General features: G+C 65.7%; 17 protein-coding genes and 1 tRNA gene. 10 read left to right on the top strand and 8 right to left on the bottom strand.

The window, feature by feature from the left end; all coding sequences use genetic code 11:
* Window positions 1-86: 86 nt before the first annotated feature.
* Complete coding sequence (locus KTJ89_RS07915) at window positions 87-2,477, bottom strand: YhgE/Pip family protein (RefSeq protein ID WP_259357319.1); 2,391 nt, start codon at window positions 2,475-2,477, stop codon at window positions 87-89.
* Window positions 2,474-5,434 (bottom strand): MMPL family transporter, encoded by a 2,961-nt coding sequence (locus KTJ89_RS07910; RefSeq protein ID WP_259357318.1) that lies wholly within the window; start codon window positions 5,432-5,434, stop codon window positions 2,474-2,476. The genes KTJ89_RS07915 and KTJ89_RS07910 overlap by 4 nt, the downstream gene beginning before the upstream one ends.
* A gap of 63 nt (window positions 5,435-5,497) precedes the next feature.
* Between KTJ89_RS07910 and KTJ89_RS07905 the strand changes: the two genes are divergently transcribed.
* From KTJ89_RS07905 to KTJ89_RS07895, 3 genes are read left to right on the top strand one after another with little or no spacing between them, the layout of a single operon-like run.
* The gene (locus KTJ89_RS07905) at window positions 5,498-5,641 is read left to right on the top strand and encodes a hypothetical protein (protein ID WP_259357317.1); all 144 of its coding nucleotides are present in this window, start codon (window positions 5,498-5,500) and stop codon (window positions 5,639-5,641) included.
* A gap of 2 nt (window positions 5,642-5,643) precedes the next feature.
* Window positions 5,644-6,300 (top strand): TetR/AcrR family transcriptional regulator, encoded by a 657-nt coding sequence (locus tag KTJ89_RS07900; RefSeq protein ID WP_259357316.1) that lies wholly within the window; start codon window positions 5,644-5,646, stop codon window positions 6,298-6,300.
* Between the two features lie 41 nt (window positions 6,301-6,341).
* Window positions 6,342-7,358, top strand: a complete 1,017-nt coding sequence (locus KTJ89_RS07895) for a hypothetical protein (protein WP_259357315.1) — start codon at window positions 6,342-6,344, stop codon at window positions 7,356-7,358.
* A 15-nt stretch (window positions 7,359-7,373) separates the two neighbouring features.
* Here the strand turns inward: KTJ89_RS07895 and KTJ89_RS07890 are convergent, their stop codons facing one another.
* Window positions 7,374-8,621, bottom strand: coding sequence for a C45 family autoproteolytic acyltransferase/hydrolase (locus KTJ89_RS07890; RefSeq protein WP_259357314.1), 1,248 nt, complete (start codon window positions 8,619-8,621; stop codon window positions 7,374-7,376).
* Window positions 8,622-8,665: 44 nt separating this feature from the next.
* Complete coding sequence (locus KTJ89_RS07885; RefSeq protein ID WP_259357313.1) at window positions 8,666-9,748, bottom strand: MBL fold metallo-hydrolase; 1,083 nt, start codon at window positions 9,746-9,748, stop codon at window positions 8,666-8,668.
* A gap of 311 nt (window positions 9,749-10,059) precedes the next feature.
* Between KTJ89_RS07885 and KTJ89_RS07880 the strand changes: the two genes are divergently transcribed.
* Both KTJ89_RS07880 and KTJ89_RS07875 read left to right on the top strand, forming a co-directional pair.
* Window positions 10,060-11,496 (top strand): APC family permease, encoded by a 1,437-nt coding sequence (locus tag KTJ89_RS07880; RefSeq protein ID WP_259357312.1) that lies wholly within the window; start codon window positions 10,060-10,062, stop codon window positions 11,494-11,496.
* A 276-nt stretch (window positions 11,497-11,772) separates the two neighbouring features.
* Window positions 11,773-12,312 carry an MOSC domain-containing protein gene (locus tag KTJ89_RS07875; protein ID WP_374990265.1) on the top strand — a complete coding sequence of 180 codons (540 nt, stop codon included), beginning with the start codon at window positions 11,773-11,775 and terminating at the stop codon, window positions 12,310-12,312.
* 315 nt (window positions 12,313-12,627) lie between these two features.
* Here KTJ89_RS07875 and KTJ89_RS07870 read toward each other — a convergent pair.
* Window positions 12,628-12,715: transfer RNA gene (locus tag KTJ89_RS07870), tRNA-Ser, on the bottom strand.
* Between the two features lie 205 nt (window positions 12,716-12,920).
* The gene (locus KTJ89_RS07865) at window positions 12,921-15,431 is read right to left on the bottom strand and encodes a maltokinase N-terminal cap-like domain-containing protein (RefSeq protein WP_259357310.1); all 2,511 of its coding nucleotides are present in this window, start codon (window positions 15,429-15,431) and stop codon (window positions 12,921-12,923) included.
* Between the two features lie 266 nt (window positions 15,432-15,697).
* Here KTJ89_RS07865 and ilvA point away from each other — a divergent pair, with 266 nt between their 5' ends.
* From ilvA to KTJ89_RS07840, 5 genes are all read left to right on the top strand, one after another.
* Entirely contained in the window at window positions 15,698-16,969 is a 1,272-nt protein-coding gene (gene ilvA, locus KTJ89_RS07860; protein ID WP_139468263.1) for a threonine ammonia-lyase IlvA, read from the top strand.
* A gap of 102 nt (window positions 16,970-17,071) precedes the next feature.
* Window positions 17,072-18,076, top strand: a complete 1,005-nt coding sequence (locus KTJ89_RS07855) for an NAD(P)H-quinone oxidoreductase (RefSeq protein WP_259357309.1) — start codon at window positions 17,072-17,074, stop codon at window positions 18,074-18,076.
* A gap of 3 nt (window positions 18,077-18,079) precedes the next feature.
* Window positions 18,080-18,685, top strand: coding sequence for a proteasome activator (locus tag KTJ89_RS07850; RefSeq protein WP_259357308.1), 606 nt, complete (start codon window positions 18,080-18,082; stop codon window positions 18,683-18,685).
* Entirely contained in the window at window positions 18,682-19,254 is a 573-nt protein-coding gene (locus KTJ89_RS07845) for a hypothetical protein (RefSeq protein ID WP_259357307.1), read from the top strand. Before KTJ89_RS07850 ends, KTJ89_RS07845 begins: the two co-directional genes overlap by 4 nt.
* Window positions 19,251-20,093, top strand: a complete 843-nt coding sequence (locus tag KTJ89_RS07840; protein ID WP_259357306.1) for an HAD family hydrolase — start codon at window positions 19,251-19,253, stop codon at window positions 20,091-20,093. Before KTJ89_RS07845 ends, KTJ89_RS07840 begins: the two co-directional genes overlap by 4 nt.
* Window positions 20,094-20,161: 68 nt before the next feature.
* Here KTJ89_RS07840 and KTJ89_RS07835 read toward each other — a convergent pair whose 3' ends face one another.
* Entirely contained in the window at window positions 20,162-21,022 is an 861-nt protein-coding gene (locus KTJ89_RS07835) for an HAD family hydrolase (protein ID WP_259357305.1), read from the bottom strand.
* 108 nt (window positions 21,023-21,130) lie between these two features.
* A complete protein-coding gene (gene serS / locus KTJ89_RS07830; RefSeq protein ID WP_139467941.1) occupies window positions 21,131-22,411 on the bottom strand; it encodes a serine--tRNA ligase in 1,281 nt (426 codons plus the stop codon).
* Window positions 22,412-22,434: the final 23 nt, after the last annotated feature.

Below are 22,434 nucleotides of genomic sequence, written 5' to 3'. Positions count from 1 at the left end.
GTGAATGGCCCAGTTTCAAACATGGGCTATTCAACTCAGACTGGGCTGTTCGCAGAGGCGCCGCCGCGCCGCGGCCGCCCCGGCGGCTACGCCATTTCGAGGGCGGCTTCGGGCTTCGTGGTCCGGGCCCGGACGATGGCCAGCAGCGACATCACGATGCCGATGACCGCCCAGGCCAGCAGTCCGCCGTATGCGGCAGCCTGCCCGCTGGTGCCCGCGGCGATCGCTGCGAAGCCGTTCATCGACGGAGTCAGCGGCAGGATCGGCGCAACGAAGTCGAAGAACTGCGGCACCGCCCCGATCGTCCGACCCGCCACGGCCAGCACGACGGCGATGACCGACAGGAACCGGCCCACTCCCCCGAACCACGCTACGAGTGCGAAGTTCAAGATCATGAACACGATCGCTGAGACGAACGTGAGCACTGCGATGTCGAAGCCTTGGATCGCGTCGATGTCCATCACGGTGACCGCGAGGATCGAGAGCACGAGCGCCTGCAGCACCCCGACCACGAGGCCGGGCAGCAGTCCGCGCGCCCACACGGCGAGCGAGGACTTCGTCGAGAGCAGAGCCCATGCCGGGATCGGCTTGAGCACCGTGTAGGTGACGAGTCCGCCGATCCACAGGGCGAGCATGATGAGCAGGGCGATCGTCGATCCCGCCAGCACATCCGTGACGCTGTCCGTGTCCGGGGATTCGATATTCGCCGAGGCGACCTTGGCCAAGCGGTCACGTTCCGGAGCCGTGTAGGACGGCACTTCGTCCGCACCTTCCTTGACGCCGTCGGAGAACTTGCTCACGCCCTTCGCGTACTTGCCCGTACCCTCATCGAGCTTGTCGAGGCCTGCTGAGAGTTCGGAGGTGCCGGTTGCGGCCTCGGAGACACCGTCGGTGTACTTGCCGACACCGGTGCTGTATTCGCTCAGCCCATCGCTGAGCTGACCGGCACCGTCGGAGAGTTCCGAGGAACCGTCGGCGACCTTGCCGATGCCCTTGGACAGGGCCGGCATACCGTCGGCAAGCTGCTGGTTGCCGTCGGCGACGCCGGCGGCACCGTCACGCAGTCCCTTCGAGGCCTCGAGCAGCTTCGGGGCGTTCTTCGAGATGTCCTCCATGCCCTTCATCAGGTCACCGAGACCGTCCTCGAGTCCCTTGACGAACTTGGTCACGCCGTCGGACAGTTCCGAAGCACCCTTGGCGAGGTCATCGGACCCGCCGAGGAGGGACGAACCGTTCTGCTCCTGCTCGAGCCCGTCGACGGCCTGGTTCAGACCACCCGAGGTGCCGTTGAGCAGCCCCTGTGCGTAGGCCTGTTCGATTCCCTGACAGACCTGGTCGGGGGTGCCGGTCGGGCACATCTCGGCCCGTGCCTGCTCCGCCTCGTCCTTTGTCATGATGCCGGCAGCCACGAGCGCGTCGAGATCAGGCTTCGTCCCGGCCAGCTGATCGGCCTTGTCCGCGCCCTCTTTCAGCCCGTCTCGGTACTGGTGCAGTCCGTCGGAGAGGCCGGAGGCGCCCTTGGACACGCCGTCGGCGCCCTTCTCGAGCTCCTTGCCGCCCTTGGTGATGTCACCGAGACCGCCTTCACCCGAGTCGCCGGATCCGGCGAAGCCCTTGATGATCTCGTCGATGGATTTCGTGTATTCGTCGACGCCGTCGGAGAGCTCACCGGAGCCGTCGGCCAGCTTCTGCGTGCTGTCGGGCAGCTTCGAGGTCTTCTTGTCGAGTTCGTTCAGGCCCCCGGACATCTCCGAGGCGCCCTTGGACAGTTCGCCGGCGCCCTTCGACAGCTCCGTGGCTCCGGACTTGAGCTCGCCGCCGTTGTCACTGAGCTGCTTCATGCCTTTGGACAGCTCGCCGGCGCCTTCGGCCGATTGTCCGGTGCCTTCCTTGAGGCCTTCGGCACCCTTGTCGAGTTCCCCGGCTGCGTCGCCGAGGTCCTTCATCTGATCGCCCATCTTATTGAAGCCCACGTAGATGTTGTCGAGGTAGTTCTCGGTCATCTGCGTGTTGAAGGTCGTCCGCGCCACCTCGGCGACGGATCGGGAGATCTGCGTATCGAGCGCGGGAGCGGTCCCGGAGACGTCGACGTCGAGTTGCGTCTGCGTCGCCGACTTCGCATCATCGACCGAGGTCACAGCGCGGGAGAACCCTTCGGGGATCGTCAGCTTCGCAGCGTACGTGCCGTCGGACAGCCCGTTCTGCGCATCCTCTTCGTCGGTGATGACCCAGTGGATGTTGTTCTCGTCCTCACCCACCAGACCGCTGGTCAGCTGACGGCCGATCGGCACGGTCTTGCCGTCGACCTTCGCACCGTCGTCATTGTTGACGATGGCGGCTTCGATGGTCTCGAGCCGATCGCCGCTCTTCCACGTGGCGAGGATGAATCCGGCCGCCACGATGATCGGGATGAGGACCAGGCCGAGGAGGGAGAGCCAGTTCACCGGCTTCTTCGAGTTCGCACGTTCGAGTCTCACGACTGCACACCTTCCATGTTGGTGCTGTCGACGGCGTGGGTGTGTTCGCCGTCTGATTCGCTGTCGGTTCCGCCCCGCTCATCGGGTCGAGCCTCGTCGAGGTCGAGGTGGAAGTAGTTCGTTTCGGGATCGAAGATCCCTGTCACATCCCCGTCGGGCAGGCCGAGGATGACGGTGGTGCCTTCGGCGACGAGCTGCGGCAGCAGATCGCGCAGGTCCCGTGCCGGTCCGGCCGATTCCCGTGCCCCGGCCGCGAGCTTCTCCGCCCCGTCGATGACGAGCAGATCCGGCGCCGAGGCGGCCATCCGAGAGATGTCGCGCGGACTGATCATCCGGTCGGCTTCGCCCCGGTTGAGGTCGAGGTAGGGAACCTGTCGGCGGACCCGTCCGGCGTGTTCGGGCAGGACGTTCTGGCCGATCTTCATCTCCCCGGCCGTGAGTCCGACGCGGCCGGACACGGCGAGCAGGAGGGCTCGGCGGGAATCGCCGCCGGCGACGAGGATCTGGCCGGGCAGCAGGGAGATGTCGACGCGGGCGAAGCCGCGGTCTCCGGAGTACACGCCGATTCCGCGTCCGTAGACCCGGTAGTCCGAGTTCGGCTCCGGCCAATCGCGCAGGGCCACTTCGTGGGCGAGGCCCTCTCCTTCGACGTCGAGGCGCGGCAGGATCCGATCGAGCCACCTCGGCAGCCACCAGGCCTTGTCGCCGAGCAGCTGCATGATCGCCGGCACCAGCGACATGCGCACGAGGAAGGCGTCGACGAAGATGCCGGCGGCCAAGGCGAGCGCGATCGACTTGATGATCGGTTCGCCGGCGGGCACGAAGGCCGCGAAGACGGAGAACATGATGATCGCCGCGGCCGAGACGACGCGGGCGGAGGACGCGAAGCCGGCCCTGATGGCGTCCTTGGCCGAGGAGCCGTGGACATAGGCTTCGCGCATGCCCGAGACGAGGAACACCTCGTAGTCCATCGCGAGGCCGAAGAGGATGCCCATGACGATGATCGGCAGGAAGCTGATGACCGGTCCCGTCCCGTCGATGCCCAAGGGGCCGGCGAAGAGTCCGTCGTGGAAGACGAGGACGACCGTGCCGAAGGAGGCGAAGACGGAGAGGAGGAACCCGCCGGTGGCCTTGATCGGCACCGCCACGGAGCGGAAGACCATCATGAGCAGGATGATGGAGAGTCCGACGACGAAGATGCCGAAGGGCACCAAAGCCTTGCCGAGCTGGTCCGAGACGTCGATCTGGATCGCGGTGGCACCGGTGACGGCGGTGTCGAAGTCGAAGTCGTCCTCGATCTCCGTGCTCAGGTCCCGCAGCCGATCCACAGTGTCGAGGGTCGCCGGGTCGTCGGAGGCGGTCGTCGGAATGATCTGGAAGAGCCCGACGGTCGCGTCCCGGTTCGGGGTGGCCATGATGACCTGCTCGACGCCGTCGACCTTCTCGATGCGCTTCTCGATCTCCTCGACGTCTCCGAGCGGATCATCGCTGGTCACGATCTGGCTGGTCATGACCAGGGGTCCGTTGTAGCCGGGCCCGAAGTGCTCGTCGATGAGGTCGTAGGTCGCCCGCGCCGGGGTGCCCTGCTCCTGGTCGCCTGCAGTGGGCAGGGACAGCTGGAGCTGGGTGGCAGGGATCGCGAAGAGCGCGAGGCCGCCGACGATGACGACGATCGTCAGCAGCGGGATCTTCGTGACGACCTTGAGCCACCCGGCGAAGAACTTGTTCATGATCGTCGGCGGGTACGGGTCGCCGCCCTCGGCGCGCGCCTCGTCGGCGATCCTCTCCCGCAGCGCCGGGTCGGTCGCCTCGGCGGGGGTTCCTGTGGAACCGTCGCCCGCCTCGGTGCCGGTCGATGATCCCTTCGCCGAGGCGGTCGTGCCCGTCGTCGCCCGCTGAGCGGCCGCGGCGTAGGCCTTCCGGTAGCGCTTCGTCGGCTTCGGGGTGATCTTGGACTTCACGAGTCCCAGCAGGGCGGGGACCATCGTCAGGGAGATCATCACGGCCACGGCGACGGAGCCGGAAGCGCCGATGCCCATGATCGTGAGGAAGGGGATTCCGGCCAGGGACAGGCCGAGGAGTGCGATCATCACGGTCATGCCCGCGAAGACGACGGCGGACCCGGCCGTCGCGACTGCGCGTCCGGCCGCCTCGACGGGGTCGTGGCCTTCGGCGAGGAGGTCGCGGGCGCGGGAGACGATGAAGAGTGCGTAGTCGATGCCCACGGCCAGGCCGAGCATGAGCGCGAGCATGATCGAGGAGGAGTTGATCGTCGCGAATGCGGTGCCGCCGACGATGAGCAGCACGGAGATGCCGACGCCGATGAGCGCGGTGATCAGCGGCATTCCCGCGGCGCGGAAGGAACCGAGTGTGAGCAGGAGGACGATGAAGGCAATGACGACGCCGATGCCTTCGACCCAGGAGATCTCGACACCGGTGATCTGGAAGAGCTCACCGCCGCCTTCGACCTGCGCTCCCGGCAGGGCATCGCGCAGGGGGTCGAGCGCCTCGATGAGGTTGTCGCCGGCGTCCTCCCCGACGTCCTGCTGAGTGCCGTCGTATTGGACGGAGATCATGGCCGCCGTCTCGTCCTTGCTGATGGCGCCCTCGACGAGGTCGGAATACGGGGAGGTCACCGTGTCAACATGCGGGAGGTCCTCGATGCGGTCGATCTCGTCTTCGATCGCATCCTTGTACTTCGCATCTTCGACCGAATCGCCGTCGTCGGCGACGACGATCACCGAGGCGGAGACGCCGGCGGCTTCGGGGAACGTCGACTTCATCGAGTCCAGAGCCGTCTGCGCCTCCGAACCCGGGAGTGTGAAGTCATTGTCGAAGTCCTTGGAGAAGGCGGCGACTCCGGCTCCGACGAGGACGAAGATCAGAAGCCACGCGGCGATGAATCGCCACGGGGTCCGATACGCACGACGGCCCAGGGCGTAGAGGAAAGTTGACACGAAAACCTCGATACAAAAGTGTATTGGATACAGTATTGTATTGTTGTGCAATACCCACCCTCCATGCAAATGGATCCCAGGTTGAGCGGGGATTCCCATGAGATGCTCAGGCGCCTCGCTCTCCGCCACGCCGTCGCTGCCGGCTCCGATGCCGGCGCAGAGAACTGCACCACCTTGGCCATCGCCGACCCCACCGCAACGAAATGACGATGAACACAGACGAACTCAGCCCACGCAGACGCCAGACCCGATCCACCCTCGTTCAGGCCGGCACCTCGGTCTTCGCCGTCCGCGGCATCGACGGCGCCTCGATCGAGGAGATCTGCGAGGCCGGAGGCCTGACCCGAGGGGCGTTCTATTCGAACTTCTCCAGCCGTGACGATCTGGTGCTCGCGATCATCGAGATGCGCATCTCGGAGAACCTCGATCGCCTCGATGCCACGATCCAGCGGTGGTCCGAGCAGCTCATGGCCACTGCCGAGGTGCCGGAGATCAAAGCGCTGATGACGCAGTTCATCGACGATGTCTTCAATGAGAAGAAGCAGACCGTGGCCGAGACGATCACGGAACAGGAGATCGAGCTCTACTGCCTGCGGGTTCCGCATCTCCACGCCCGCTATGTCGAACTCAACGCCACTCAGCTCGATCGGCTGGCCGCACTCGTGACCACGGCCCTCGATGTCGCCGGCGCCACGACGAAGCAGCCGCTCGGCGACTTCCTCACGGTCATCATCTCCGTGTTCAACCGGATCGCCCTGACTGCGGCGGCCGGGAAGAAGATGGACGAGCACGTCGACATCGATCCGAGCCTCATCGTCGAGGTCCTCATGCACCTCATCGATTTCTGCCCCGACGACGAGAGCTGAACGCGCTCGACGAACCGGCTCGAGGCACTAAGGTGGTGCCCGTGAACGAACTCCAGCGCGAATTCTCTGCTTTCATCAACAATATGGACGTCCGCCTCGGCGCGTTCGTCCTCGCCGACCTCCCCGAAACCTTCGAGAAGGAGGACGGGGAGACCGTGAAGTTCCCGAAGGACTTCGGGCCGAAATCACTGCCGATGCTCGAACTCTTCGTGCTCTCGAAGTTCCCGAACACCGAAGAGATCCTCAAGCCGGAGAACCGCCGCTTCTTCGAAGGACTCATCCGCTACCTCGGCGAAACCTATCTGCGTGCGATCGGCGGCGTCTGGGACCACGACGAGTCGACAGGCAACGGGATGCCATTCATCCGCCCCGACAATGCCGACGGTCCGGCCGCCGGTGAGCCGATCCCGCTGGTGGGCATCGTGCTGGCCGCCGTCGATCAGCGCAGCGCCGAGGTGTTCACCGCAGTGCTCGACAAGGCCAGGGAGCTCCTCGGCGGGGACGGCCAACCGCGCCGCAAGTGCACGGGGCTCTCCCTCGGGGTGCTCAACGCCGAGAACTCGAGCGAGGAGGAGGTCGAATTCCTCACCCGCTTCATCGGCACCGTCGAACCGGGCATCGCCGCCTGGACTCAGGAGCAGGCCGATCCGAGTTCGTGGGGCTTCGACCGGGAGAGCCTCGCCCGTCTGGGCAAGCAGGTCGCGGTCCGCTACGACGGCCCCGACGACATGATCGCCGAGGACGAGACCCCCTTCACCGCCGGTGCCATGCGCTTCATCGGTGAGACGGTGCGCCGCGTCGCCTTCGGCCAGTGGCGCTACGGCGCCGAACTCGAAGCCGATGATCCGCGCAGCAAGCAGCCGTTCATCCGCTTCGTCATCGGCGATCAGAATCTCGACCTCGTGCCGTGGCGACTCATCCAAGCCGCACTGGAGAACGACGATGCGATCGCGTCTGCCCTCGACGCGGTCATCGAGATGCGCGAGCAGGAAGCCGCCGAGGCGGACGAGAGTTCCGATGATTCCGCCAGTGCGACGGACGGAGCAGACGAGAACTGAGCGGCCGCCGCCGGTTCAGAGTTGGAAGCGGCGGTTTCCGTGCAGACCGTCGGCCGGTGACCCGGGTGCGAGGTCGATCTGTTTGCGCGCCGGATCGATGCGCACGCTCACCAGGGTCGCCGAACGATCCCCGTAGGCGGCGCCGGGCGCCGGAGTGCAGCACACAGGCGCGTCTCCCGGTCCAGTCGTCAGCAGCTTCGTGAGATCTCCGACCGCGACGGGCGCGTTCTTCGCACCGTCGGTCGAGGCAGCGCCGTCGGGCTCAGCGGCACCGTCGGTATGGGCGGCGCTGTCGGACTCGGCGGCACCATCAGCAGGGGGCTCTCCGCCACGCGCCAGCGCACGTTCGGCTTCGAAGCGCACGACCGCCTCGGCGAGGTGACGGTACCGTTCCTGCGAGGTCGAATCGGGGCGCAGCTCGAGCCCACCGTCGAGCAGATCCGGGTGCAGGAAATGGTTTGTGTGGATGAGGAATCCGGACTCCCCCGTCTCCCCATCGGCCACGCTGCCCGCGCGGGCCCGTCGCTCGCGCTTGAGTGCACCGGCGATCTCGACCTGGACGGCCGCCTCGGCGGTGATGACGGTGATGATCGACGATGATGACGTCGGGGCGGAGTCGATGATCTCGAGCGCCTCGGCGAGGGTGCCCGCTTCGGCCAGGACACGGGCGAGGATCATGTGGATGGGCACTCCACCAGGCGCATCGTTCCGGTGCTTGAGGATGTTAAGCAGGACGCCGACGCCGGCCTCGTTGAGACCGATCTTGCCGAGCATTCCGAACTCGGCGATGCCCACATGCCGGTGCTGCCCGGGCACGGCACCGACATCGTTGAAGTGCCACAGAGTGGAGAAGTCCGCCGCCCAATCCCAGTTCTGTGCGGCCACGGAGGCGCCCGGGCTGGTGTGGCTCACGGTCGAGCATTCGGTCGGCGCGGCCGGTGCCTGGGTCATGATCTCGGTCCGGGCGACGATCTCCATGAGCTCCGTGACGCCGATGCCCGCTCCGGCGGCTACGGCTTCGACTTCCTCGGCGCCGGTCGGCCACCATTGCTGGAGTCGCTGCCAACTCGACGTTGCTGCCGAGTGCACGGCCGCCTCGGTGATGGACAGATGCGAGAAGTAGCGCCGATACGCGTCCAGGGTGGAGGCGATTCCCGTGCGCAGCTCCTCGCCACGGCGGTGGCCGCGTTCGACGTGGTCGCTCGCATGGACGGCGAAGGTCACGGGCCGCACCTCGGCGGCGGGAACGAATTCGGTGCTCATGCTGGTTCCTCCTTGCTGTCTCTCTTCTTCAGGCCGGGCCCGGCTCAGTCCTTGCCGACGAGAGAGCCGACGCCGATGTCGATACCGAGATAATGCATGTGCGCGGCGGTTTCGGCAAGGGCGGCGAAGAGGTTGAAGTTGTGCAGGCTCTCGAAGCCGCGGGACCAGTGCAGGCCCGCCGCGATCGAGTAGACGCTGTGGTCGTCGGTGGCCTCCATGCGGGCGCGGATCTCGCCGAGGCGCTCGTGATGGTGTTCGACGAGTTCGACCTTGCGGTCATGGAGTCCGGTGAAGCGGAAGCCGTGGGCCGGCAGCACCGCCACGTCCTCGTCGAGCTCGCCGATCTTTTCCAGTGAGCGCAGATAATCGCCGAGGCTGTGCGTGATCGCCCCGGAATCGAGGCCGATGTTCGGGGTGATCGTCGGCAGCACATGGTCGCCAGAGAAGAACAGTTTGCCCTCGTCGCGGACGAACGCCGAGTGCCCGTAGGTGTGCCCCGGCGTCCACATTGCCGTCACTCGACCTTCGTCGAGCGGGAGTTCGGTGCCGTCATCGAGGACGTGGATGTTCTCGGGCAGCCGGCTCATCGCCTGTCTGTACAGGTCCATCGAGGCGCTCTTCGACCTGCCCTTGCTCGATCCGACCTGGAGGCTTTCGACTTCGGCCCAGCGGTCCTCGGGGACACCATAGGCGCGGGCGATGTTGAGGTTGGGGTCGATGCCGGTGCCGAGGTCGACGGCGTTGGTGTAGAAGCGTTTGATCGCGCGCAGGTCCTCGCCGTGCATGGCGACCCAGGCGTCGGGGTTCTTCGCGAGGAGTGCGGGCACGAGCCCGATGTGGTCGCGGTGATAGTGGGTGATCGCGATTCCGTGGATATCGGTGACCGTGAAGCCGAGGTCGTCAAGCGCCGAGGTGAGCGCCAGGTACTGATCCTTGCCATCCCAGCCCGGGTCGATGAGGACGACGCCGGAGCCGTCGGCGAGGGCATAGCAGTAGGTGTAGACGAGAGGGTTGTTGGGGATCGGGACCGGGAGGGCCCAGACACCTTCGGCGACCTGTTCGACCGGCGGCAGGACTCGATCCTTCCATGCCGCCGACTGCTGGGAACTGAGCGTTTCGATCGCCATACTGCTCTCACACCTCTCGTGGGGCCACATTGTCCGTTGACTGCAATCTACTCTGTTTCGCGTCGGCGCTGACGGTTCGTTCGATAACTGGGCACGGCACCACCCGATCTGACTACCGATATCGTTGCCGATATTGACGGTTTTCATCGGAAAGGTCACGATTTCACACTGATACCCGTCCCGATCCTCGGCGATGGTTTCGTTTTCAGTACCTTGAGCGTTAAGATCATGACGCACATCACTTCCGGGCCGGTCATCGATGGCGACGTCGACGGCCCGGCGGGCGGCAAGACTCATTGGGGAGGATTGATATGGCTGCCTCTGGCTCACTGAAGCGCAACCTCGGACTGTGGTCCATCGTCGGACTCGGGCTCGGCTATATGACGCCGACGGTCGTCTTCGACACGTTCGGAATCGTCTCCGAACAGACGAACGGAGCAGTTCCGGCGGCGTACCTCGTGGCTCTCATCGTCATGATCTTCACGGCCTTCAGCTACGGCAAGATGGTCAGGGTCTTCCCGACCGCGGGGTCGGCCTACACCTATACGCGGGAGACGATGTCACCGGGGCTCGGCTTCCTCGTCGGGTGGACCTCCCTCCTGGACTATCTGCTGCTGCCGATGGTCAACTGCCTCATCATCCGGCTCTACATGGAGTCGATGGTCCCCGATGCGCCCCCGTGGGTGTGGGTCATCGTCTATACGATCGTCATGACCGGCATCGTCCTGTCCTCGATGCGGGGAACGGCGAACATCAACGGCGTCCTCCTCGTCTTCGCGGTCGTCCTCGTCGCCACGTTCTGCGTGCTCGCCGTCATGCAGCTCAACGCCGGCGAAGGGGCCGGAGTCGTCTTCAGTCCGGAGCCGTTCATCCATCATGGCGTCCACCTCGGCGCGGTCCTCACCGGTGCGACTGTCGTGTGCTTCTCGTTCATCGGCTTCGATGCGGTGACGATGTACACGAACGAGGCGAAGCACGTCAGCCTCATGCCGAAGGCGATCATGCTCACCGTTCTCGCCGGCGGTCTCATCTTCCTCGTCGCCGGCTATTTCGCGCAGCTGCTCTTCCCCGACAATTCGCAGTTCACCATCGTCGACGATCCGCTGCCGGAGATCGGCATGATCACCGGCGGCCACGTGTTCCAGCTGTTCTTCGTGGCTGCGGCATTCGCTGCGACCGCCGCCTCGGGGCTGGCCTCGCATGCGTCGGTGTCGCGGATGATGCTCGTGATGGGTCGCAACGGGGTGCTGCCGCGCAGGGCCTTCGGATACATCAACCCGAAGACGCACACTCCGGTGTTCAATATCGTGCTCGTCGGTGCGGTGTGCCTGCTGGCGATGTCGTTCAGCCTCGAACTCATCTCGGCGCTCATCAACTTCGGTGCGCTCATCGCCTTCACCTTCGTCAACCTCACTGTCATTGCGCACTACGCCTTCCGGACCAAGCAGGTCAAGGACTTCAAGTCAGCGTTCAGCTACGTCGTGATGCCCGCCATCGGAGCGATCCTCACAGGAATCCTGTGGGTGAGCCTGCACGGGACCGCGCTCATCGGCGGTCTCGTGTGGCTGGCGATCGGCATCGTGTACCTGGCAGTGCTGACCCGCGGATTCAAGCGTTCGGTGCGCAGCTTCGACGACCCCGAGGCCGATGCCGAGATGTCCGAACCAGAGGCGCCTGAGGCCGGGGGCGGCGCTGGGACGCCCGGGGCTGGCGAGGCTCCCGAGGCGGGAGCGCCGGTCCGGGACTGAGCGGTCGGCACCTGAGTGCACTATCGACCTAACGGTGCCTATGAGCGGCTTCGAAATTCATACGCGGTGATCTTGATCAGTGCGCATGAATTTCGAACCCGCGAGTTACGACACTTAGCGCTGGGCGTGCCGTTCAAGCGCTGCATCGCTGAAATCCCGTCGTTCAAGGCGAAGCGCGGTTATCGGTAGGTCTGCCTAGCGAAAAGCGCGCTCGGCCTTGAACGAGCGGAAGTGGAGTCTCTGTCGCGGGGCTGGCCCCATGGGAGAATCAGTTCCATGGTGTCCTCGGTCCGCGCAGTCCACTTCAGCCCTACGCATGACTTCAGCAAAGAGCCGATGCCCTCGATCACGCTCATCGAGGGCATCGGCGTCGCCGGTGACGCTCATGCAGGGACGACCGTTCAGCATCGCAGCAGAGTGGCCAGGGACCCGAGCACACCGAACCTCCGACAGGTCCACCTCATCCATGGCGAACTCTTCGACCACCTCAGCGACGAGGGGTTCACGGTGGAGCCGGGCAGCCTCGGGGAGAACATCACCACGGGCGGAGTCGATCTGCTCGAACTGCCGGTCGGCACTCGACTGAGAATCGGTGAGGCGACGGTGGTCGTCACCGGCCTGCGCAACCCGTGCCGTCAGATCGATGACCTGCAGCCTGGCCTGATGAAGCGCCTCGTGTTCAAGGACGACGATGGCCATGTTCGCCGGCTTGCCGGAGTCATGGGCATCGTCGCCCGGGGCGGGGTCGTTCGTCCGGGCGACGCGATCGTCGTCGAACTTCCACCCTTGCCGCACTACCCGCTCACTACCGTCTGACAAACTCACTGAAGGCACTGGGACACCCGGCGCTTCCGGCGGGCCTGGCCAAGAAGGGCCCTTGCGCGACCGAGTCTGCGCGACTCGGTCTGCGGCAGCGGCAGCGCTAGGACCGTCGTTCAAGCGCTGCACCGCGGGAATCTCGTCGTTCAAGGCTAGGTGCGGTTATCGGTAGGTCTGCCCAGCGAAAAGCGCGCTCAGCCTTGAACGAGCGGAAGCAGAGGATTCGCCGCGCGTGATGAAGCGCCGTAGTGAGCAAGTGAAAGCCCCCGGGCTCTTCGCTGTTGACGATGAGCCCGGGGGCTTTGCACTGGGCGGAAGCGGTGGGATTCGAACCCACGGTGCGGGGTTGCCGCACAACGGTTTTCAAGACCGTCTCCTTCGGCCGCTCGGACACGCTTCCCTCAGTTCCTCCATGCCTGTGACAGCGATGGAGCGAACCCGGCCTGCTCGACGCGAGGTCGAGCCACCATAGTTTCTCACAACCGCAACAGCATCTGCCAATTGGCGGATGCGCACACGAATGTCACCAGCTCAGTCAGCGACTGGCTCAGTCCGCGACCTTCACCGAGGCAACCGGCACCGTGGCGACGAGTCCGCGGAGGCGGTCAGTCCTTCTTGCGCTTCTTCATCCGGTTCCGCTTACGCTCGGTGCCCAGGAGGTCATCGAACACAGACCCGCCGGCAGGCTTCGGATCGTCCCGGGACTTATCCATTGATTCGTCGGGCCGTGCCGCGGAATCGTCGCGACTCTTGTCCGGCCGCTCGGAGATCTGCTCGCCGAATGTTCCGCGGTCGCTGCCGGAGTTCTGCGAACGTTCGCTCCACGTGTGGCCGAGCTTCGGTGCGTCCTTCGGCTTGGCCGGCTGCGATTCGTGTCCAGTGCTGTCGGCGTCCTCCGAGGTGGCGCCGCGCGCCGCGAACGAGGCCGGAACTCGTCGGACCGGAGCTTCCGATTCTTCCTCGTCGACGAATTCCTCGTCTTCAGCAGGAGCTGGAGCCACTTCGGGCGCATCGTCCTGGGGCGGGACCACGGTCTTGTCCTCGACATCGTCGATGTCGGAATCCGCGACCGCGTCAACGGTGTTCTCCGCAGTATCGGCGACCTCGACCTCGTCCGCTTCGATTTCACTGGCTTCGGTCTCGTTGGTCGCGGAGTCCCCGGCTTCGGGCTCACCAGCTTCAGACTTGTTAGTTGCCAAATCCTCGGAGCCTGAGTCATCGGAGTCTGAGTTCGCGATTGCGGCCGCGACGGCACCGGAGGTTCCACGGGGCGCCGCAGAGACCGACTCCGAATCGGCGGCGGTCGCCTCGTCGGCGGGTGGAGCCACGGCGAACGCATCGCTCGACGCCACTTCCAAATCCGAGCTCTCGGCACCGGCACCACCGTCAGCACCGGCTGCGTCGCCGGAAGCTGGAGAGTCCTCGGCCGCATCGGACCCCGCCTCGCCGGAATCAGACCAGTTGAGGCGGGCCTCAGCAGCCTCCTCGGTGCGGGCGGGCTTGCCCTTGAGAACGAGGGTGAGCGTGGCCAGCGGCACGGACAGCCAGTTCGGGCGGTTGCGCAGCTCGGTGACGACCTCGACGAGAAGCCGGTCGACCAGCGCCGCGCGCAGCACGGGATCGCTCAGCCCGATGCTGTCGCCGCGCGCCCGCGAATATCCGGACAGCAGCGAGTTCTGGACCTGCGAGGCCCACAGGTACTCGGGCGAATCGAAGATCGCGCGCAGCGCTCCCGGATCGTTGCCGAAGCCGCTGACGACCAGCGAGCCGTCCTCGGAGTCGAGCGCGTCGGTGCGCTGCAGACGAGCGAAACCGGCAGCGTAGTCGATGCTGCGCAGCAGAGCCACGAGGTCGAAGGCGGCGGGCTTGGGGTCCGAGTCCGTCGAGTCCGTGAACTTCACGACCGAATAGCCGTCGGTGGACGAGCTGACCACATGGTCGAGCGTCAGCTCGCCGTGGATCTTCTGCAGGGTGCCGATGGTTTCGAGGCTCTGCAGCCTGGCACGGTGGCCGCGCAGCTCCGGCACCAGCGAATCCAGGGCCAGGGGTGCCCGGCCCAGCGCCCAGTCGATGCGTTCGACCCACTTCTGCACCAGCTGCTTCGTCGGTTCTCCGGCGCCTTCGACGACACCGAACTCGGCGGCCATGTCCGTGTGCAGTTCGCCGATGCGCCGCCCCATCTCTGCGGCGTGGGCGTTGTAGGCCCCGATCGAACCGGAGTCGACGGCGCACACCGTGTTCACGGCTTCTCGCCATGCGGGTTCGGCGTCGACATCGACGTGGGAGAGCAGCGCCATCGGCGCCTCCATCTCCTGGACCTCGAACATGTCGTACCAGCGGCCCGAACCCCAGCCGATGACCTCGGGCACGCTGCGCGAACCCGCCTCGGTGAGCAGAACCGGAATCGTCAGCGACGACGGCATTCCGTTCTCGAGGACGCGGAAGAACGAGAGCTCCAGCGGCTCGTATTCGTCGTGGATGATGACGGTCGACTTGTGCTGCCCGGAGTCCGAGACCTCGATCGGGCGGATCTCGACGGGCATGACGTCCTCCGCCCCCACCGTGAGGTCACCAATCGATGGCTTCGGTGGGACCGCCTCGGCGGCGGTGTTCGTCGATCCATTCGCCGAGGCGGCCGCCCCGTTCGCGGTCACGGGGAACGGCATGGGCGCACGGTCCCGGGCCTCGGTCTTCTCCTGGCTGTGGCGCAGGGACTCGGTGGACAGCTGCCCGCCGTCGAAGACCTTGCGCTTCGTGATCGCGTCGGCCATGAGGTTGACGAAGACGGGATCGGCGGCGCCGTCGTAGACGTAGACGGTGCCGAGCGCGAGGTCGTCGATGCGGCCGATGAGGGCGTGGCGCAGGTGCATATCCTCGGCACCGCGCAGGGTCAGGGGGATGTTGAGGCGACGCAGGGTGGGACCGTCGCCGACGGAGATGACGGTCACGAGACCGGCGAAGCCCCCGAGCTCCTCGGCGGTGTAAGTGAACGCGCGGGCCACCGACATGGGGGTGATGTCGGGGTCGGTCCCGAAATCTGCTGCGAGCTTGGGAAACCACGGCTGTCGGGGTATCCAGCTGGCTAACAGTTGTTCGAGCTCACTGCTGATGGCCATGACGTCTCCTAGAAGGGATTACGGGCATCCTCCATCCAATCATGATATGGGGTGTTCGCGGTCCAGGGCGCACCCGAAACCCCGAAGTCGGGAGCCGAATCACCGGGTTCGGGTAGGTGCGAGGCGGGTACGGGAGGGACGCGGTACTGTCATAGCGGGGGCGGGCCGCGGCGAGTTCTCAGCGGCCCCGCAGTTGTCCTCATATCGATACGAGTTGCCAAATAGCAAGACAAAGGGCGCACAATAGTCTGGTGGTTGAAACAGACATGACTCCCCAGAAGCTCACACTCGCCGGCGAGGTCGAGGCGGCTGCGCTGCGAATTTCCGATTCCGTCATCCTGTCGCCACTTCAGATCTGCGAGCGGTTGACGACCGCGACCGGTTCCACGGTCTACCTCAAGCGCGAGGACCTGCAGATGGTGCGGTCCTACAAGATCCGCGGCGCCTTCAACTTCATGCTCCAGCTCGATGCCGACGAACGCGCCCGCGGTGTCGTCTGCGCCTCGGCGGGCAACCATGCCCAGGGATTCGCCCGGGCCTGCAAGGAACTGGGCATCCAGGGCACGATCTTCGTGCCGAAGACGACGCCGAAGCAGAAGATCGAACGCGTCCGCCACTTCGGCGGGGAGCAGGTGACCATTGAGATCGCCGGCTCCACCTACGATGACGCCTCGGCGTTGGCGCACCGGTTCGCCGAACGCAATGAGGCACTCCTGGTCTCGGCCTTCGACGATATGCGCACCATCGCCGGTCAGGGCACCGTGGCCGCGGAGATCCACGCTCAGCTCGAGACCGACCCGGATTACATCATCGTTCCCGTCGGCGGCGGCGGAGTGCTTGCGGGAATCGCCGCCTATGCGGCCGAACGGATGCCGAACACGAAGGTCATCGGCGCCGAACCCGCCGGAGCCGCCTCGATGATCGCAGCGCTCAAGGCCGGCCACCCCGTGACCTTGGAGAACATCGACCGTTTCGCCGACGGCACCGCAGTGCGCCGGGCCGGCAACATCACCTATGACGTCATCGCCGACCTCGGCCTCGACATCCGCCCCGTCGCCGAGGGCGCGGTGGCCACCGAGATGCTCGATATGTACCAGGTCGACGGAATCATCGCCGAACCCTCCGGTGCTCTGGCCTCGGCCGGGATCGGCGGCCCGGACTCGGACAAGCCGATCACGATCGAACCCGGGTCGACCGTGGTGTGCCTGGTCTCCGGCGGCAACAACGACATCTCCCGCTACCCGGAGATCCTCGAACGCTCACTCGTCCACGAAGGCCTCAAGCACTACTTCATCGTCGACTTCCCGCAGGAGCCCGGTGCCCTGCGCCGGTTCCTCAACGAAGTGCTCGGTCCCGAGGACGACATCGCGATGTTCGAGTACGTCAAACGCTCCGACCGGGAGACCGGACCGGCGTTCGTCGGCATTCAGCTCGGCTATGCCGAAGACCTGCCGAACCTGCTCGAGCGGATGGAGGCCTCGAATATCGAGGTCGAGCGCGTCCACCAGAACTCGCCGATGTTCCGCCTCTTCGCCTGAGCGGCTTCGCTGCCGCCCTGCCTCATCCCGAGTCGCCCTCCACCGAACCCAACCTCGCGGATGCCCCTGCCCACTCGCGCACCCAGCTACTAGAGTGGACGCATGCGCGCTATCACGATCTCCTCCCCCGGTGAGCCCGAGGTCCTGCAGGTCACCGACGAACCCACGCCAGACATCGCCGCCGACGAGGTCCTCGTCCGCGTCCATGCCGCCGGCGTCAACAGGGCCGACCTGCTGCAGCGCCGCGGATTCTACGATCCCCCACCAGGGGCCACCGAGATTCCCGGCCTCGAGGTCTCCGGCACGATCGAAGAACTCGGCGCCGACGTCACCGGCTGGTCCGTCGGCGACCGGGTGGCGGCTCTGCTCTCAGGCGGCGGATACGCCGAATACGTGCCCGTTCCCGCAGGTCAGCTGCTTCCCGTCCCCGCCGGCTTCGACCTCACCGAGGCGGCCGCCCTGCCCGAGGTGCTGTCGACCGTCTGGTCCAACATCGTCGGCCGCGCACAGGTGCAGGCCGGCGAATGGCTGCTCGTCCACGGCGGCGGCTCCGGAATCGGCACGGCCGCGATCCAGATCGCGCGCCACCTCGGCGTGAAGATCGTCGTCACCGTCGGCTCGGAGAAGAAGGCCGACTTCTGCCGCGAACTCGGTGCCGATGCCGTCATCAACTACCGCGAAGAGGACTTCGTCGAACGCGTCCACGAGATCTGCACCCACGACAACGGGTCGACAGGAGCCGATGTCATCCTCGACATCATCGGCGCGAAGTACCTCGAGCGCAATATCAAGGCGCTGGGCACCGACGGCCGTCTCGTCATCATCGGCATGCAGGGCGGAACGAAGACCGAGATCAACCTCGGCTGGCTCATGCAGCCACGCAAGTCAGTCTCCGCCACGACCCTGCGGGCGCGACCGAAGGACCAGAAGATCGCCATCGTCGCCGAGGTGGCCGACCGTCTCTGGCCGGCTGTGGTCTCGCGCGACATCCGCCCCATCATCCACGAAGCCATGCCGTTGGCCGACGTCGTCCATGCTCATCAGACGTTGGAGGACGGGGCGAACATCGGAAAAGTTCTGCTCATCGTCGATGAGGAAGGTGCATGACCAATGACTGAGAATCCCGAGTCGGCAGACGGCATCCAGAACTCCGCGGGTGAGACGAGCACTTCGGACGCAGCGAACACAGACGAGGCGGGGAACGCGAACGGTGTGTCGAACGCCGACGGAGCGCAGTCCGGCCTCGCCAAGGCGCAGCACGATCAGGCGGATGTCTCGTCACCGGCGAAGGTGATGCGCATCGGCACCATGGTCAAGCAGCTGCTCGAGGAGGTCCGCGGTACCGAGCTCGACGAGAAGGGACGCGAGCGCCTCGCCGAGATCCATCGCCGCTCCATCGACGAACTCGAAGATGGGCTGTCAAAGGACCTCATCGAGGAACTCGAGCGCCTCGACCTGCCCTTCGACTCGGCCGACGGTCCCCCGACGACCTCGGAGCTGCGGATCGCCCAGGCTCAGCTCGTCGGTTGGTTAGAGGGTCTCTTCCACGGCATCCAGACCGCGATCATGGCGCAGCAGGCCATGGCCCAGCAGATGGCCGGTCGCGGCCAATTGCCTCCGGGAATGGTTCCGCCCGGAATGACACCGTCCGACGGGCAGCCCGGCGAAAAGAAGGAGTCGGACCGCGACGATCGCGGCACCGGCAACTATCTGTGAAGCGCTTCTTCTCCGGTCTGCGCAAGAAGGCGACGACGGCCGCGGTCAAGGACGATGACCGGTTCGGCACCGGTCTGTGGCGCCACAACCGCGACCGCTTCATCCGCGCCGTCGACCGGTATTACACCACCGCGGTGGCCCTCCACGAGTCACGCGACTCCGGTGGCAGCGCCACGTCGGGAGCCGCCTCGGCGGGATCATCCGACGGCACGGCCACGGCCGCTTCGGCGAAGGATCCGATCGACGTCATCGTCGGCGGCACCCACCGGCTCAACGCACTCGTCGACGTCGTCGACGACCTCACCGCGACCCTCCACGCCCGCCACCCCGTCACCGGTCAGGTGGTGCCCGGGCCGGCTCGGCAGGCCGTCGGCGACGCACCGGAGCTGCTGACGAAGGCCTCGTCGAAGGTCGGCGAGGCTGTGCTCGCGGCGTCGATGGCACGGTCGGACGGGCCATCGGGACGGTCGATCGACTCGAGCGCCGAGGCCACGGTTCGGTTCATCACGGACGCCGAGGAGCTGCTGGGGCGGGCGCGGGAGATTCTCGCTAGGGTGGAGGCATCATGAGACCTCCGATCAGCCCCGATATCCTGCCGCCGGATGACTTCGACCTCGGCCTCGTCGCCAGCGATATCGACGGCACTCTGCTGCTGAACTGGAAGCCGATCTCGACGGCCACCATCGATGCGATCCACCGCTGTCAGGATGCGGGAATCCCGTTCGTGCTCGTCACCGGGCGGCCCATCCGATGGTTAGCGCCGATCGCCGAGCAGATCCCCGACCTCGGTCGCGTCGTCTGCCTCAACGGTGCGGTCGTCTACGACATCGCATCGCAGTCCGTCGTCGATGCCCACACCATCGATACGGAGACACTCACGGAGATCACCGAGGCGGTCCGCGTCGATCATCCCGAAGCCCGGTTCGCCTACGAGACTCTCAACGGCGGTTTCATCGACCGGGAGTTCGTCACCGGTCGACCGCGTGAGGCCAGGATCATCGACGATGTCTCCGAACTCGCCGGCGAGGACGTCGTGAAGGTGCTCGTGCGTCTGGAGACGAGCGATTCGCAGGCGATGCACGACCTCATCGATCCGCTCGTCGACGGCACTTGCCATGCCTCGTTCTCCGAGCCGGACAACGGCCTCGTCGAACTCGCACCGTTCGGGATCACGAAGGCGAAGACGCTGTCCGACCTGTGCGACCACCTCGGGGTGGCACAGTCGCAGGTGATGGCGTTCGGGGATATGCCCAATGACATCGAGATGCTGTCGTGGGCCGGGCACGGGGTCGCGATGGGCAATGCGCTGGGATCAGTCAAGGCGATCGCTGCGGCCGTAACGGAGGCCGTCGACGACGATGGCGTCGCCCGCTACCTCGACGCCGTCTTAGACACCCGCCCCAACTAGTCCTAATTGCTACCTGACGGCGGCCCAGCAACCTCGCGCGAGGTAGCTGGGTCGCCGTCAGGTAGTAATTAGGGGCGGGTGTTGGTGGTGCCCTCTGCCTCGAGGAGCGCTGAGTCGAGGCTGAAGTAGTCGACGAGGGCGGTGGCCAGTCCGTCGTCGTCGACCGAGTCGGTGACCACGCTCGCGAGCACCTTGAGTTCGTCCTTCGACTGCCCCATGACAATTCCGTGTTCGACCCATTCGATCATCTCGAGGTCGTTGAGTCCGTCTCCGGCCCCCACAGTGTGAGCGTGCTTGACCCCGAGTTCCTCGGCCACGATCTCCAGACCGCTGGCCTTCGAGACCCCGTCCGGGGCGATGTCGAGCCAGTTGCTCCAGCCCACCGAGTAGCTGACCTCATGCAGTCCGAGCGAGTCCACAGCGGCGGCGAACTCCTCGGCGGTGCCGTTGACCTCGCGCATGACGATGCGGGTGGCCCGCTTGGTCAGCAGCTCGTCGAAGTCGACGATGTCGAGTGTGTCGGATTCGGCGAGTTCGCCGACCGGGAACGCCCCAGACGCCCACCGGTGCAGGTCCGGATCCTCGACGAGGAACAGTGCCGTCGGCAGCGCCGCGTGCATCTGCTCGAGCGCATCCTTCGGGTCGAAGGACACGACATGGTGCAGCTCCCACCCCAACGGCAGCTCCGGGTCGAGGCGGACGACGACCGATCCGTTCGAGCACACGACGAAACCGTGCTTGAGGTCGAGCGCGTGGACGACCTCGAGCGCTCCCGGCAGGGCACGGCCGGTGGAGATCACAAGGTGGTGGCCCTCCTCGGCGAGCCGATCGAGCACCTGTTTCACCGACTCCGACAGGGTTCCGTCGTAGCCGACGATCGTGCCGTCGACATCGAGTGCGATGAGGTGCGGGGTCAATGTGTCTCCCAACGTATGCGTGAATCTTCTTGTCGTTCTTCCCGGCGCCGAGGCGACCGAACCCAACCGAGTCCCGCCGAGTTCCGCCGCACGGTCAGTGCCCCGCGTCCCGGCACAGGCTCAGTAGCGCGGTCCTTCCGGTCCCTGTGCGGTCATCCCGCCGAGGTAGGGTCGCAGCGCCTCGGGCACCGTGACCGAGCCGTCCGCCTGCTGATGGTTTTCGAGGATCGGCACCAGCCAGCGGGTGTTGGCCATGGTTCCGTTGAGGGTGGCGACGGGGCGGGTCGATCCGTCGCGGCGTTCGCGGATCTGCAGGCGGCGGGCCTGGAATGTCGTGCAGTTCGACGTCGAGGTCAGTTCCCGGTAGGTGCCCTGAGTCGGCACCCAGGCTTCGCAGTCGAACTTGCGGGCGGCCGAGTCACCGAGGTCGCCGGCGGCTGTGTCGATGACCCGGTAGGGCAGCTCGCACAGTCCGAGCATCTTCTCCTGCAGGGACAACATCCGCTCGTGTTCGGCTTCGGCGTCCTCGACCGGGACGTAGGCGAACATCTCGACCTTCTGGAACTGGTGGACGCGGATGATTCCGCGGGTGTCCTTGCCGTAGGAGCCGGCCTCGCGGCGGTAGCAGGAGGAGATGCCGGCGTAGCGCAGCGGACCGTCGGAGAGATCGATGATTTCGTCCATGTGGTAGCCGGCCAGGGGCACCTCGGAGGTGCCGACGAGGAACAGGTCGTCGGCTTCGAGGCGGTACACCTCATCGGCGTGCTCACCGAGGAACCCGGTGCCGCGCATGACTTCGGGACGGACCAGGGTCGGGGTGATGGTCGGGCTGAACCCGGCCTCCTCGGCGACGTCGCGGGCGAGGTTGAGCAGAGCCATCTCGAGCTTCGCGCCGAAACCGGTGAGGTAGTGGAAACGCGATCCGGAGACCTTTGTTCCCCGCTGGGTGTCGATGGCCTTCAGCTTCTCACCGATCTCGAGATGATCGAGCGGTTCGAAGCCGTCTTGGGTGAAGTCGCGGGGAACGCCGACGGTCTTGAGCGTCACGAAGTTCTCTTCGCCGCCGGCAGGGATGCCGTCGATGATGAGGTTCGGGACCTTTGACACGAGCTGGTCGAAGGCGAAAGTGGCTTCTTCGGACTCCGCGGACAGCGACTTCACGGCCTCGGACTTCGCCTTGCCCTCGGCGATGAGTGCCGGCTTGTCCTCTTTCGGTGCCTTCGCGATCTGGGAGGAGAACGACTTCTGATCCGCTCGTGCGTCTTCGAAGGCGGTGATGGCCGCGCGACGAGCGGAATCGGCGGCGATGACCTCGTCGATGAGCTCGACGGATGCCCCGCGAGCCTCCTGCGATGCCTTGAACAGGGCCGGGTTGTCTCTGAGAAGCGCTAGATCGATCACCCTCTCAGCTTAACGGGCCGGGC

It is taken from the genome of Brevibacterium sediminis (genome assembly GCF_024895295.1).
Taxonomy (GTDB): domain Bacteria; phylum Actinomycetota; class Actinomycetes; order Actinomycetales; family Brevibacteriaceae; genus Brevibacterium; species Brevibacterium sediminis.
The sequence above is the reverse complement of the archived record's forward strand: the minus strand, read 5'-3'. Positions and strand labels throughout refer to the sequence as shown.